General features: G+C 70.6%; 12 protein-coding genes and 1 tRNA gene. 6 read left to right on the top strand and 7 right to left on the bottom strand.

Annotation, left to right across the window (positions count from 1 at the left end; genetic code table 11):
- Window positions 1-156: 156 nt before the first annotated feature.
- Window positions 157-2,175, top strand: a complete 2,019-nt coding sequence (gene acs / locus EDF19_RS13405; RefSeq protein ID WP_260217180.1) for an acetate--CoA ligase — start codon at window positions 157-159, stop codon at window positions 2,173-2,175.
- 79 nt (window positions 2,176-2,254) lie between these two features.
- Here acs and EDF19_RS13400 read toward each other — a convergent pair whose 3' ends face one another.
- Both EDF19_RS13400 and EDF19_RS13395 read right to left on the bottom strand, forming a co-directional pair.
- Window positions 2,255-2,716 (bottom strand): RidA family protein, encoded by a 462-nt coding sequence (locus tag EDF19_RS13400; protein WP_123681380.1) that lies wholly within the window; start codon window positions 2,714-2,716, stop codon window positions 2,255-2,257.
- On the bottom strand, window positions 2,713-2,871 hold the full coding sequence (locus EDF19_RS13395; RefSeq protein ID WP_017888699.1) for a DUF4177 domain-containing protein: 159 nt from the start codon (window positions 2,869-2,871) through the stop codon (window positions 2,713-2,715). The genes EDF19_RS13400 and EDF19_RS13395 overlap by 4 nt, the downstream gene beginning before the upstream one ends.
- Before the next feature lie 50 nt (window positions 2,872-2,921).
- Here EDF19_RS13395 and EDF19_RS13390 point away from each other — a divergent pair, with 50 nt between their 5' ends.
- The 5 genes from EDF19_RS13390 to EDF19_RS13370 all read left to right on the top strand — a co-directional run bounded on the left by EDF19_RS13390 (window position 2,922) and on the right by EDF19_RS13370 (window position 8,319).
- Window positions 2,922-5,483: a transglycosylase domain-containing protein gene (locus EDF19_RS13390; RefSeq protein WP_123681379.1), complete on the top strand. Its 2,562-nt coding sequence runs from the start codon at window positions 2,922-2,924 to the stop codon at window positions 5,481-5,483.
- Window positions 5,480-6,436 (top strand): metallophosphoesterase, encoded by a 957-nt coding sequence (locus tag EDF19_RS13385; RefSeq protein ID WP_123681378.1) that lies wholly within the window; start codon window positions 5,480-5,482, stop codon window positions 6,434-6,436. Before EDF19_RS13390 ends, EDF19_RS13385 begins: the two co-directional genes overlap by 4 nt.
- 91 nt (window positions 6,437-6,527) lie before the next feature.
- Window positions 6,528-6,601: transfer RNA gene (locus tag EDF19_RS13380), tRNA-Pro, on the top strand.
- A 78-nt stretch (window positions 6,602-6,679) separates the two neighbouring features.
- Window positions 6,680-7,705, top strand: coding sequence for a sensor histidine kinase (locus tag EDF19_RS13375; protein WP_123681377.1), 1,026 nt, complete (start codon window positions 6,680-6,682; stop codon window positions 7,703-7,705).
- Window positions 7,702-8,319 carry a response regulator transcription factor gene (locus EDF19_RS13370; protein WP_123681376.1) on the top strand — a complete coding sequence of 206 codons (618 nt, stop codon included), beginning with the start codon at window positions 7,702-7,704 and terminating at the stop codon, window positions 8,317-8,319. Before EDF19_RS13375 ends, EDF19_RS13370 begins: the two co-directional genes overlap by 4 nt.
- Before the next feature lie 152 nt (window positions 8,320-8,471).
- Here the strand turns inward: EDF19_RS13370 and EDF19_RS13365 are convergent, their stop codons facing one another.
- From EDF19_RS13365 to EDF19_RS19200, 5 genes are all read right to left on the bottom strand, one after another.
- The gene (locus tag EDF19_RS13365; protein WP_123681375.1) at window positions 8,472-9,515 is read right to left on the bottom strand and encodes an LLM class flavin-dependent oxidoreductase; all 1,044 of its coding nucleotides are present in this window, start codon (window positions 9,513-9,515) and stop codon (window positions 8,472-8,474) included.
- A gap of 375 nt (window positions 9,516-9,890) precedes the next feature.
- Complete coding sequence (locus EDF19_RS13360; RefSeq protein WP_123681374.1) at window positions 9,891-10,517, bottom strand: thymidine kinase; 627 nt, start codon at window positions 10,515-10,517, stop codon at window positions 9,891-9,893.
- Window positions 10,517-11,218 (bottom strand): response regulator transcription factor, encoded by a 702-nt coding sequence (locus tag EDF19_RS13355; protein ID WP_260217179.1) that lies wholly within the window; start codon window positions 11,216-11,218, stop codon window positions 10,517-10,519. The genes EDF19_RS13360 and EDF19_RS13355 overlap by 1 nt, the downstream gene beginning before the upstream one ends.
- Window positions 11,205-12,404, bottom strand: coding sequence for a hypothetical protein (locus tag EDF19_RS13350; protein ID WP_185022850.1), 1,200 nt, complete (start codon window positions 12,402-12,404; stop codon window positions 11,205-11,207). The genes EDF19_RS13355 and EDF19_RS13350 overlap by 14 nt, the downstream gene beginning before the upstream one ends.
- Complete coding sequence (locus EDF19_RS19200) at window positions 12,401-13,777, bottom strand: sensor histidine kinase (RefSeq protein WP_185022849.1); 1,377 nt, start codon at window positions 13,775-13,777, stop codon at window positions 12,401-12,403. Before EDF19_RS19200 ends, EDF19_RS13350 begins: the two co-directional genes overlap by 4 nt.
- Between the last annotated feature and the right edge of the window lie 17 nt (window positions 13,778-13,794).

Here is a 13,794-nt window from a genome sequence, read left to right as displayed (position 1 = left end):
CGATGCCGCCGGAAACGAGTCCAGCAGGAACCACTGTACCCCACGAACGGCCCCCTGGGGCAACCCCGGACACGACAGCCGGGCGTGCCGTGCCGAGTTCCGCGTGAGGGGTAGTCTCCGAATGCACCCCGGCCGCAACGACGCGAAAGGACATCGATGTCCGCTCCGACCCAGATCGACCCCCGTCACGACGGAGCCCACGGCGATTCCCCCGACGGAACAGACGGCACGACGGCCGACGCAACGGACGGCGCGACGCCAGGCGCCACCTTCCCGCCCCCACCCGAGTTCGTCGCCGACGCGATCGCGAACGAGGACCTGCACGAAGCCGCCGCCGCCGACCGCGAGGCCTTCTGGGCCGAGCAGTCCCGCGGCCTGCTCGACTGGCGCACCCCGTTCACCCAGACCCTCGACTGGTCCGGCGCCCCGTTCGCGAAGTGGTTCGCCGACGGCACACTGAACGTCGCGGAGAACTGCCTCGACCGCCACGTCCGCGCCGGCAACGGCGACCGCGTGGCGATCCACTTCGAGGGCGCTCCCGGCGACACGCGCCGGATCACGTACGCCGAGCTGACCGCCGAGGTCCAGCGCGCCGCGAACATGCTCACGGACCTCGGCGTCGAGCAGGGCGACCGCGTGGTCGTCTACCTCCCCCTCATCCCCGAGGCCGTCGTCACGATGCTCGCCGTCGCCCGCATCGGCGCCGTGCACTCCGTCGTCTTCGGCGGGTTCAGCGCGGAGAGCCTCCGCGCTCGCATCGAGGACGCCGGCGCGAAGCTCGTGGTCACGGCTGACGGCGGGTGGCGCCGTGGTGCCGTGTCGGCGCTCAAGCCCGCCGTCGACGAAGCCCTCGAGGGCGAGGGCACGGACAGCGTCGAGCACGTCCTGGTCGTCAAGCGCGGCGGCAACGAGATCGCCTGGAACGGCCGCGACCTGTGGTGGCACGACGAGCTCGCCAAGGCCGCTCCGACCCACGAGGCCGAGGCGTTCCCCGCCGAGACCCCGCTGTTCATCCTGTACACCTCGGGCACGACCGGGAAGCCGAAGGGCATCGTGCACACCTCCGGCGGGTACCTGACCCAGGCCGCGTACACGCACAAGAACGTGTTCGACATGCACCCGGACAAGGACGTCTACTGGTGCACCGCCGACATCGGGTGGATCACCGGACACTCGTACGTCGTCTACGGCCCCCTGGCGAACGGCGTGACGCAGGTGCTCTACGAGGGCACACCAGACGAGCCGAAGCCCGGCCGCTGGTGGGACATCGTCGACTCGTACGGCGTCACCGTGCTCTACACGGCACCGACGGCCGTCCGTGCCGCGATGAAGGCCGGCCGCGAGATCCCGGAGGCCCGCAGCCTCGAGACGCTCCGCCTGCTCGGCAGTGTCGGCGAACCCATCAACCCCGAGGCGTGGAACTGGTACCGCCAGGTCATCGGCCACGACCGCACGCCCATCGTGGACACGTGGTGGCAGACCGAGACCGGCGCGATCATGATCTCCGCCCTGCCCGGCGTCACGAAGCTCAAGCCCGGCGCCGCGCAGACGCCGCTGCCCGGCATCGTCGCCGAGATCGTCGACGACGACGGCAACCGCGCCGACCCCGGCGAGAGCGGCTACCTCACGATCACCGAGCCGTGGCCGTCGATGGCGCGCGGCATCTGGGGCGACCCCGACCGGTTCGTCGAGACGTACTGGTCGCGGTTCCCCGGCCGCTACTTCGCCGGCGACGGTGCACGGCTCGACGGCCAGGGCGACATCTGGATCCAGGGACGCGTCGACGACGTCATGAACGTCTCGGGGCACCGCCTGTCGACGGCCGAGATCGAGTCCGCCCTGGTCGGCCACGAGGGCGTCGCCGAGGCCGCCGTCGTCGGAGCCGCCGACGAGACCACCGGACAAGCGGTCGTCGCGTACGTCATCCTGACCGCCGAGGCGGCGGCCGACGTCGATCGCGAATCGGCATCGACCGAACTCCGCAACTGGGTCGGCAAGCGCATCGGTGCGATCGCGAAGCCCCGTCAGGTGGTCATCGTGCCCGAGCTGCCGAAGACGCGCTCCGGCAAGATCATGCGGCGTCTGCTGCGCGACGCGGCCGAGGGCCGCCGCATCGGCGACACGACGACGCTCGCCGACCCGACGATCATGGCGACCATCGCGGAACTCATGTAGTCCCGGGAACGGAAGCAGGGCCTCAAGTCAGATCCAGACTGGAGGCCCTGCTCACGTGACGCGTGTCGCTGACGGTCCGTCAGGCGGTGAGCTCCACCACCAGTTCGACCTCGACAGGCGCGTCGAGCGGGAGCACCGCCACGCCCACCGCGCTGCGCGCGTGGACGCCGGCGTCACCGAAGACCTCGCCGACCAGGGTGGAGGCGCCGTTCGCGATCCCGGGCTGGCCCGTGAACGACGGGTCCGACGCGACGAACACGGTGACCTTGACGACCCGGGCGACCCGGTCGAGCGACCCGGCGACGGAGTCGACGGCGGCCAGCGCGTTGAGCGCAGCCACACGGGCCTGCGCGGTGGCGGTCTCGGCATCGACAGTGGTGCCGACCTTGCCGGTGACGGGCAGTGCACCGTCGATGAACGGCAGCTGACCGGCCGTGTAGACGTACTGGCCGGTGACGACCGCGGGGACGTAGGCCGCGACGGGTGCGGCGACCGGCGGGAGCGTCAGCCCCAGCTCGGTCAGGCGGTCCGCGACGCTCATGCGTCGGCCTTCGGGCGCTTGAGGTACGCGACGAGCCCACCCTCGGGGCCGGTGACGATCTGGACCAGCTCCCAGCCCTCGTCCCCGTAGTTGTTGAGGATGGCGGTGGTGTTGTGGATCATCAGGGGCGTGGTGAAGTACTCCCAGCGAGTCATGCGGTTCCTTGCCAGCCTTTCAGTCGTGGGTGTCGTTTAGGCTGCATCCTATGTCTGCCCAGAAGACGTCTGCCTCGCGGACCAAGCCCGTCTCAGCAGTCGGCGCCTTCATCGGATTCGTCGGTTTCAGCGCACTCGCCGGTCTGCTCGTCACGATCGGGGTCACCCCGGCCATCGCGGTCGCCGGTGTCACGACGACGTCGACGATCGGTGTGTTCGAGTCCCTGCCGGAGTACATCGAGATCGGTGACCTCCCGCAGCGCAACGAGCTGTACGCGTACTCGGGCGGCAAGTCCGTGCACTTCGCGACGCTGTACGACCAGAACCGCCAAGAGCTCAAGTTCGACCAGATCAGCGAACAGCTGAAGAACGCCGCGATCGACGGCGAGGACAAGCGCTTCTACGACCACGGTGGCGTCGACATGACCTCGCTCATCCGTGCGGGCGTCGGCAGCCTGGCCGGCGGGCTCGGCGAATCCGGCGGTGGTTCCACGCTGACGATGCAGCTGGTCCGCAACATCAAGATGCAGCAGGCGCTCGAACTCCCCACCGAGAAGGAGCGCGTCAAGGCCTACAACGAGGCCGTCGAGCAGACCATCCCCCGCAAGCTGGAGGAGATGAAGCTCGCGATCGGGCTGGCGAAGAAGTACTCCAAGAAGGAGATCCTCACCGCCTACCTGAACATCGCCTACTTCGGCGACCAGACCTACGGCGTGCAGGCCGCGGCGCAGCACTACTTCAACAAGAGCGCGACCGACCTCACCCCGGCCGAGGCCGCCTCGATCCTCGCGATCGTGCAGTCCCCGAACACCCGCAACCTGTCGTCGGCGAAGAACTACGACGCCAACGTCGCGCGCCGCAACGTCATCCTGCGCGCCATGTACCAGCAGAAGAACCTCACCGAGGACGAGTACCGCAAGGCACGCCTGTCGAAGCCGGCGGACTACGTGCACCTGACCCAGCCGTCGCAGGGTTGCCAGGCCTCGGTCGGTGACGGGTCGCAGTTCTTCTGCGACTACGCCAAGAAGGTCGTGCTCGAGATGTCCCAGCTCGGCTCGTCGCAGAAGGCACGCGACACCGCGTGGCGGAACGGCGGGTACAAGATCCAGACGACGCTGAACATCGACCTCAACGCCGAGCAGAAGCAGCTCCTCAACAAGTACGACAACAAGGCCGAGACGAACCTCGCGCTCGGTGCGACGCTCAACTCGATCGAGGCCGGCTCCGGCCGCATCGTGACGATGGCCCAGAACAAGGACTACGACCAGTCCCTGAAGTCCGCGCCGACCTCGACGAGCATCAACTACAGCGTCGACTACAAGTACGGCAACTCCGGTGGCTTCCAGACGGGCTCGACGTACAAGCTCTTCACCCTGCTCGACTGGATCAAGGCCGGCCACGGCCTGAACGAGACCGTGAGCGGCGCCGAGCGAGTGGTGTCGCCGTGGACCATCTGCGGTCAGACCGTGGGTACGCCCTTCGACGTCTCGAACGACGCTCCCGGCGAGGGCGGTAACTGGAGTGTCCTGGGCGCCACCGCCGGCTCGATCAACGGCGCGTTCGCGTCGATGGCACAGAAGCTCGACCTCTGCGACATCCGTGACATCGCCCAGTCCCTCGGTGTCCACCGTGCCGACGGCGGCGAGCTGCAGTACCAGAACCCCTCCGCGATCCTCGGCACCAACGAGATCGCCCCGATGACGATGGCCGCCGCGTACGCCGCCGTCGCCAACAACGGCATCTACTGCAAGCCGATCGCCATCGACCAGATCACCTCGCCCTCCGGCAAGCAGCTCGGCGGCCAGACGAAGGACTGCCAGCAGGCGGTCGACCCCGCGTTCGCACAGGCCGCGATCTACGCCATGAAGGGCACGATCCGCAGCGGGACGGCAGTGGGCGCGCAGACGCCTGACGGCACCCAGCTGTTCGCCAAGACGGGTACCACCGACGAAGCGGACCAGATCTGGCTCGTCGGTGCGAGCTCCCGCGTCGCGACCGCCTACTGGCAGGGCAACACGGACGGCAAGAAGTTCAACCTCCGCCACTACAGCAACGGCGTGGGCGGCACGTACGCCGGCTCACGCGCCGAGGTGTGGCGCCAGGCGATGACCCCGATCAACGCCACCTACCCGGCCGGTGGGTTCACGGACCCGCAGCAGTCGGCGATCCGCGGCAACGCGAAGGCGCTCCCGAACCTCCAGGGCAAGACCGCTGACGAGGCCCGCGCCGCTATCGCGGGCGCTGGCTTCACCTACGTCGACGGCGGCGCTCGTCCCGGCACCGGTGCAGCGGGTTCGGTGTTGTCGACGTCCCCGGCCGCAGGAGCACTCCTGTCCTCGGGCTCGAGCGTCACCGTCTACACGTCCGACGGCACCCAGGCGACCGTGCCCGACATCGGTGGCGACTCGCTCGGCAGCGCTCGCTCGGCACTGAACGACGCCGGGTTCGCGAACGTGAACGTGTCGGACGACTACGCCAAGGGCGGCGGTGGCAAGACGTGCAAGGTCGCAGCCGTCGACCCGGCCATCGACGCAGCAGCCGACAAGAACGCCGACGTGACGGTCCAGCTGTACGGCGACAAGAACGGCAAGGCGCCCAAGGACTGCAATTGACCCGCGGGCGCGGCGCGCTCGGCGTCCTCGCCGCGGGTGCGGCAGTCGGTGCTGCGACCGCGGCCTGGGGGTCGCTCGTCGAACGCCGACGGTTCGGCATCCGGTGGGAGACCGTCCCGGTCCTCCCCCCGGGGTCCCGTGACGTCACGGTGCTCCACCTGTCCGACATCCACATGGCACCGTGGCAGGCCGACAAGCAGCAGTGGCTCCGAGACCTGAGCCTCGTCGAGCCGGACTTCATCGTGAACACCGGCGACAACCTCGGGCACCCGACCGCGAACGCCGCCGTCGAGTACGCGCTCGAGCCGTTCCGCGGCGTGCCCGGAGCCTTCGCGTACGGGTCGAACGACTTCTTCGGCCCCTCGCCGCGCAACCCGCTGAAGTACTTCTCGGGTCCGAGCCGGATGCACGGTGCCGCGAAGCCCGTCGAGCTCGACATCGACCGGCAGACCGCGTTCTTCGAGTCGCTCGGCTGGCTCGACGTCAACGACCAGGCGCACGCCATCGAGGTCCGTGGATCGCGGCTCGAGCTGTTCGGCACCTCGGACGCACACCGCGACTGGGACCGACTCGACCTGCTCCCCACGAACGTCGACGAGATGCGCGGCGACGTGCCGTGGTCCGAGGACGAGGACGGCCCCGCCCCGGTCGCCATCGGCATCACGCACGCGCCCTACCGCCGGGTGCTCGATGCCTTCGTGACGCAGGGTGCCGACGTGATCTTCGCCGGACACACCCACGGCGGCCAGGTCCAGGTTCCCGGTGTCGGCGCGCTCGTCACCAACTGCGACCTCCCCCGCCGGTACGCCAGCGGCCTGCACAAGTGGGAGCACCGCAACCACTGGTCGTGGCTCGAGGTCTCCGCGGGCCTCGGCACCTCGATCTACGCTCCCGTGCGGTTCGCGTGCCGTCCCGAGGCGGTCGTCGTCACCCTCACCGCTCGTACCTCCTGACGACGCGCCCGGGAGTTCGCCGGATGGTCGTGAGCACCCCCGATCATCGGATAGACTTGTCGGGTTGCTCCGGTACGGAGTGATCACACCGCGGGGTGTGGCGCAGCTTGGTAGCGCGCCTCGTTCGGGACGAGGAGGTCGCAGGTTCAAATCCTGTCACCCCGACACTGTGTTGAGACAGTACGAAGAAGGCCCTGGTTCTCCGGAACCAGGGCCTTCTGCTTTCCCGCTAGCCTCGACTGGATGCAACGCCCCGAACGCCTGGCCGTGGTCCTCACGCAGATCGCCGCACAGTTCCCCGAGCTCGGCGACGACCCGGTGATGGCCAAGAGCCTGACGGACAACGTCACGTCGATGATCGCCGAGGCGCACGAGCGGTACGCCGCCGGTCCGGACGGCAGCGTCGTCGGCAGCACGGCTCTCGATCCGGAGCACCTGGCGACCGGCACGCTGCACGCCGAGCAGGCCCAGCACCCGGCCGGTGCGATGCTCGCGGCGGAGATGCTGTTCGACGTCTACCTGCCGGTCTTCGTGGACGAGGTCGGCGCGGCCTCCACCGCCGAGGTCCTCCGTGCCACCAGAGCCCTCCACGCGGGCATCTGGAGCAGGTTCCCCGCCGGAGCGGTCGCCTACACGGAAGCGCTCCGCCAACGCCTCACGACGGCGCACCTCGACTCCCGCACCCAGATCGCCCGCGACCTGCACGACCGGGTGGCGCACGGGATCCTGGCCGGCCTGCAGCGGCTCGACCTGGTGCTGCTCACCGATCCCCCGTCCGAGGACCGCGCCGAACAGCTCGACGGCGCCGCTCGACTGCTCCGGACGGCACTCGGCGACGTGCAGGACCTCGCCGTGAGCCTGCACGCACGGGTCGGCGACGCCCTGCTCGACGATGCGCTCGCCCGGCACGCGAAGGACCTCTTCCCCGACGACGAGCGACTCACGCTGCACTCGACCGGGACGCCTGAGCACCTACCGAACTGGCAGGCCGAAGAGGCGCTGACGATCCTGCTCGAAGCGCTCACGAACCGGCGCAAGCACGCTGCTGGCTCGCGCGGCGAGGTCCGGTTCGACTGGTCGCCGACCGTGCTCGTCGTCACCGTGTCCGACGACGGCCCGGGGTTCGACCAGGACAGCACCCCCGACGGCCGCCTCGGGCAGCACACCATGCGGGAGCGCGCGGTCGTCATCGGAGCACGGATCGATGTCGAGAGCGCCCCGGGCACCGGCACCACCGTGCGCCTGACGATCCCGAGGGGCACGCTGTGACCGTCACGCACGTCGCGATCGTCGACGACCACCAGCTGTTCCGCGAGGGCCTCGCCACGATCCTCGCCGCCGTCCCGACGATCCGGGTGGTGGCACACGGCGAACGCCCGTCCGACGTCCTGGACTCCCCCGAGGCCGCCGCGATCGACGTCCTGCTGCTCGACGTGGAGCTCGACGGCCCGCCCGCGCGCACGACGATCGCCACGGTGCGCCGCACCCGACCCGACATCGCGATCGTGGTGCTCACGATGCACCGGGACGCGGTCCTCCGCCGGACCCTGCTCGAGGCCGGCGCGGTGGACTTCGTCACGAAGGACACGCCGAGCCGTGACCTCGTCGACCGGATCGCCCGGGCTGCGCACGCCGACGCCGCACCGGTGACGTTCCCGGTCGACCTGGTCACCGATGCGCGCGCGGGCTCACCGCTCAGCGACCGCGAGCTCGAGGTCCTGCGGCTCATCGCCGCCGCACGCAGCAACGCCGAGATCGCCGCCGACCTGCACCTCGCGATCGGGACGGTCAAGCGGCACGTCTACAACGTGTTCCGGAAGCTCGACGTCGGTTCGCGGGTCGCCGCGGTGGCCGCAGCGACGCGCCTGGGCCTGCTCCCCTAGGAATCGCCGCACTTCGTGAGCAGAAAAGGTCGGGTGCCCAGCGGCGACCCGACCATTTCTGCTCACCAAGCGAACGCGAACGCGAACGCGAACGACGCGAACGCGAACGCCGCCAACGCCGCCAACGCCGCGAACACGAACGCGCGAAGCAGCTAGACGGACGCCGCCGCGCCAGCGGGCACGAGCCGCCCGGCGGCGTGCAACGACGCCACGACGTCGAGCGCCTGGTGCCGGTAGCGCGCCTGCGCCGCACCCGGAGCGACGATCACGCCGTTCGCCCCGGTGGACTCCACGAGCGCATTGATCTTCGACGCCACCTGCTCGGCGGTGCCGTAGGCCTGCCGCTCGGTACGGGCGGCGATGAACCGACGCTCGAGGTCGTTGAACTCGTACGCGCGGGCCTCGTCCATCGAGACCGGCTCGGGCTTCGCGCCCTGGCGCATCCGGATGAACGAGATCATCCCGGGGGCACTCTGCTCGTCGACGACGGCCGGGTCTTCGTCCGTGACGACCTGCACGCCGATGAGCGCGTTCGGCGTCTGGCGGAACCGCGAGGGCCGGAACGAGTCGCGGTACAGCGCGAGCGCCGCCTCGGTGTTGTCCGACGCGAAGTGGTGGGCGAAGGCGAACGAGACGCCGAGCGCCCCGGCGACCTGCGCGCTGTACCCGGAGGACCCGAGCAGCCAGAACTCCGGCACGTCGCCGTAGCCCGGCACCGCGCGGATGCCCGACAACGGGTTGTCCGAGGACATGCCGGTGAAGAACCCGATCAGGTCGGCCAGGCGGTCCGGGAAGTCGTCGACGTCGAGCCGGTCGGTGCGGCGGAGCGCCATCGCGGTCGCGCCGTCGGTCCCGGGAGCACGGCCGAGCCCGAGGTCCACGCGGTCGCCGTACAGGGCTCGGAGCGTGCCGAACTGCTCGGCGATGACGAGCGGTGCGTGGTTCGGCAGCATCACGCCGCCAGAGCCGATGCGGATGGTCGAGGTGGCCGCGCCGACGGCGCTGAGCAGCACCGCGGGGGCCGACGAGGTGATGCCGGGCATGCCGTGGTGTTCAGCGACCCAGAACCGCTCGTAGCCGAGCTTCTCGGCGTGGACGGCCATGTCGATGGAGCCCTGCAGGGCCTCCGTGTTGGACTGGCCGTACTCGCGCGTCGCCAGGTCCAGGACCGACAGATGGAGGGTGTCGTCGCTCATGTGGGCACCAACGCGCGCCGCGGCGCACGCATTCCACGACGAGACCGCCTCCTCCACCGGTCAGGACACGCCGTCGTCCGCCGGCCGACCGGTCACCAGGCGTCGCCCGGAAGTCGCACAAGCGACGGTTCGCGACCGAACGGCGGACGCATGCGGCGCGCCTTGGACGTCAGGCGCGACGGCCGGGAGGCCCGTGGCGGGGCTGCACCGCGCCTCCAGGCTGTCTGCGGTCGCGTCTCGAGCGCCGAGCGGTCACGACCTGCCGCGCGCACCTCGCGGACTGGTCGCGTCCGGTCGCCCGACGGGCGGGCCGGCGACGCGACGTGTCCGCTCGGCGAACGCGAGCGGTGTGTCACGATCTGCCGGCAGAGCGGGTCAGGCGCCGTCGAGCCGGCCGCCGGACTCCGTCAGGTAGCAGTTGGCGCAGAGCGACTCGTAGGCGACGTCGACGCCGTCGATCGCGACCTGCGAGCCGTCGAAGACGAACCGGCCGTCGATGGTCCGGGCGTTGAAGACGGCCTTGCGGCCGCAGCGGCAGATGGTCTTGAGCTCTTCGAGCGAGTGCGCGACCTCGAGCAGGCGGGCACTGCCGGGGAACGCCTCGGTGCGGAAGTCGGTGCGGATGCCGTAGGTGATCACCGGGGTCTCGTCGAGCACCGCGATCCGGAGCAGGTCGTCGACCTGGCGCGGGGTGAGGAACTGGGCCTCGTCGACCAGGACGCAGCTGACGGCGCGGACCATGCCGTCGAGGCGGTCGGACTCGGGGTCGACGGCGCCGGCCGCAGCGACCGCGGAACGGACGTCGGCGTCGGGCGCGAAGACCAGGTCGACGGTACGCGTGACCCCGAGGCGCGAGACGATCTCACGGTCGCCCTTGGTGTCCACGGCGGGCTTCGCGAGCAGGACCCGGTGCCCGCGCTCCTCGTAGTTGTAGGCAGCCTGCAGGAGCCCCGTGCTCTTGCCGCTGTTCATCGCGCCGTAGCGGAAGTAGAGCTTCGCCACTACGCGAGGAACCCGTCCTCGGCGGCCCGCCGGATCAGGTCGGACTTCTTCGAGGCGGGACGACCGACCTTGCTGTACTTCTCGCGGACGCGACGCAGGTACGTCTTGGCGGTCTCGTACTGCACGTTCATCTGCGCGGCGACCTCGTTCGTGGAGTAGCCGGACACGTACAGCCGCAGTGCCTCTTCCTCGCCGTGGCTGAGCTTCGGACGCTGGTGCGCGGCCGCGCCGGTGGGCAGCGGACGCCACTCGCGCGGCTGCGGGGTCTCGCGTGCGACGCCCATGATCTCGCGGGCGACGTCCATGACCTCGCGCATCGGCAGGGACTTCGACAGGAACGCGGCGGCACCGGCGGCCAGGGCACGGTCACGCGATTCGCGGCTGTCGACGCTGGAGAGCACGATCACCTTCGCGCCGGCCGCACGGCAGGTGCGCACGCGGGCCTCGATCGAGACGGGTTCCTTCAGCTGGAAGTCGAGGAACACCAGGTCGGTCGGGAAGCTGTCGCTGTGGACCATCTCGAGCCAGGTGTGCGCGGTCAGGGCCAGGTCGAAGTCGAACGCGTTCACCGCGATCCAGCTCGACAGGCTGTCCAGCAGCACCTCGTGGTCGTCGAGGATGGCCAGCCGCACACGTCGTGCTCCCGGGTTCGGGAGGGCCGGGAGACCCTCCGAGAGCCTGTTCGGGTCAGTGCTGGTCATAGGAGAACCTTAGTGCGAGGGCGGACGGACGGACCGCGACGTCGAGGTCGGGGAAGGTCACGCGGAGGACGGCGAAGTACGGGTCGAACGTGCGGTGGATGCCGACGTCGGACGCGGCGACGGCGAGGTCGATCTGCAGGACGATACGGCCGGGGGCGTCCACGCGGCCGAGCGCGTCGCGGCGGCCGGCCGTGTCGTCGGGTGTGGCGCCGTCTCGTCGCACCGTCGCGCGGAACGCCGCCGGGTCGACCGTCGGGGCACGCAGCGCCGCACGCAGGAACGTCCGCACCACCGACCGCTGGTCGGCGTCGAGCATCGCCATGAGCCCGTCCGGGTCGTCGATCACCGGGGCGTCACCGCCGTCGGCGCGGACCGCCTGCTCGAACCAGGTGCGGTCGGCGTCGGCGACCATCGACCTCCGGATGCCGTCGGCGATCGACCGCGCGCGGGCACGGTCGGCGTCGGTGATGACCTCGCGCGTGCGGAGTTCGGCGAAGAACGGGGCGACGTCGCGGGCGAGGATCGTCGAGCGGTCCTGCTGCACGCTCGCGGCGATGCCGTCCCGCTCCGCGCGCTCGACCGAGTACGAGCCCGCGCGGATCTGCACCCGCTCGGCGAGTCCGGCGAAGGTCCACGCGAAGACAGCCGACGCCGCGGTGAGGACGAGGGTCGGTGCCGCCGCCAGGAACGCGGCGACCGCGACCGGGACCTCGTGCGGGAACGTCGCGGCGCCGATGCCCCACGTCACGGCGTTCACCACCGCCAACACGACTCCCCCGACCGTCAGGTCCGTCCACGGCCGGTACGGCGCCACCATCACGATCCCGGTCGCCGTGATCAGGGACATGAAGTCGTTCAGCGCGCTGCGGTCCGGACCCCACTGCGCCGCGACACTCGTCACCGAGGCGATGGCGAGGAGCCCCACGTGGGCGGTGAACGCCCAGCGCGGGAACGGTGCACGGAAGGGGCTCGAGGCCGTCAGCACCACTGCGGCGGAGGCTGCGACCAGGATGACGGTGAGGGCGCTGAGGGTCGGGCTGCCCTCGACGTCACGGTCGAAGATCGAGACGAGGAGCGCCCAGACGATGCTCGCGGCGCCGAGCACGATCGCCAGGGGACGGGACCCCATCGCGCCGAGCGGGTCGTACTGCTGCGCGGTGCGACGGGCCTCGGTCAGCGGGCTCAACGGTCGGCTCCCGGGTCGTTGCCGGCAGCGGCGTCCTGCACCGGGATGCCGGTCGCAGCGGGCGTGCTCGTCGCAGGCGGCGTGCTCGTCGCGGCCGGCGTGCTCGTCGCGGCCTGCGTGCTCGTCGCGGCCTGCGTGCTCGTCGCGGCTTGCGTGCTCGTCGCGGCGGTGACCGGTCCGTAGGGCACGGTCATCATGACGCTCGTGCCGGACCCCGGCGACGACCAGATCTGGACGTCCCCGCCGACGCGGCCGATGCGGTCCCGCACCGATCCGCGCAAGCCCATCCGGTCGGACCCCGTGGAGTCCTCGTCGAAGCCACGGCCGTCGTCGACCACCATCACGGTGCACGAACTGCTGTCGTCGAAGACACTCACCTCGGCAGCGTCGGTCCCGGCGTGCTTGCGCACGTTCGCCAGGCACTGCCCGACGGCCCGGACGAGCGCCGTCACCGCGCGCTGGTCGAGGCGGTCCAGCGCCGACGGATCACCAGAGACCGTCACGTCGAGGCCGTGGGCACGGTGGTCGTCGACCATCCGGGTGAAGGCGTCGACCGCGGCGCCTGGGCGCGGACGGGACACGGGCGCGAGCCACTCCTTGCCGGTGAGCACCTGCACGTCCGCCTCGACGGTCTTGGCGAGGTGCGGGTCCATCGGGCCGTCGGGTGCGAGCGCGATCGCGCCGAGGTGGTTGAGCACGGTGTCGTGCAGGATCGCGGACGCCTCGGCCTCGACCCCGGCACGGTAGGCGGACACGTGCTCCTCACGCGCGGAGCGGAGGAGCTCCGGCTGCACGCGCTCGGAGCGGCCGGTGCTGCGGCTCGTGAACAGGACGAGGGCCACGACGAACCCGAGGGTGATCCACGCGAGCACGAGCGGACGGGGCGGGCCGCCCGCCTGGACGATGCCGATCCAGGTCGCAGCGCGCCCGACCAGGAAGCCCGTGAACGACCAGAGCGCGACGCGGTTCGGGACGGCACCCGCTCCCCCGACCAGGATGAGCGGGATCACGGCGAGCGAGAGCAGGTAGGAGGTCACCCAGCCGGCCGGGACCTCGCGCTGCACGACCAGGGTGAACCACCAGGTGCAGACCCCGCCGACCACGAGGAACGCGACCGCGGAACGCCACGTCCCGAACTGCACGTGCACCCCGATCATGCCGAGCATCGGGACGAGGGCCAGAACGGCACCGACGACGCGGACACCAGGCTCGGACGCACCGTAGAGCAGCATCGTGATCGCCGCCGCCACCAGCGACCCGATCGCCCCGGCGTGGAACGCGCGCACGGTCGACCACGCGTTCACTCGCGGAGCGAGGTGCGTGGGGATGCCGAGCACGAGCGGGTCCTTCCGGATGGTGGGAACGCCGCCCACGATCCAACCACCGGAGC

Origin of the sequence: Curtobacterium sp. PhB115 (assembly GCF_003752025.1) — a bacterium.
Classification (GTDB): Bacteria; Actinomycetota; Actinomycetes; order Actinomycetales; family Microbacteriaceae; genus Curtobacterium.
Note: the sequence above shows the minus strand (reverse complement) of the source record. Positions and strands in the feature narration are given on the sequence as shown.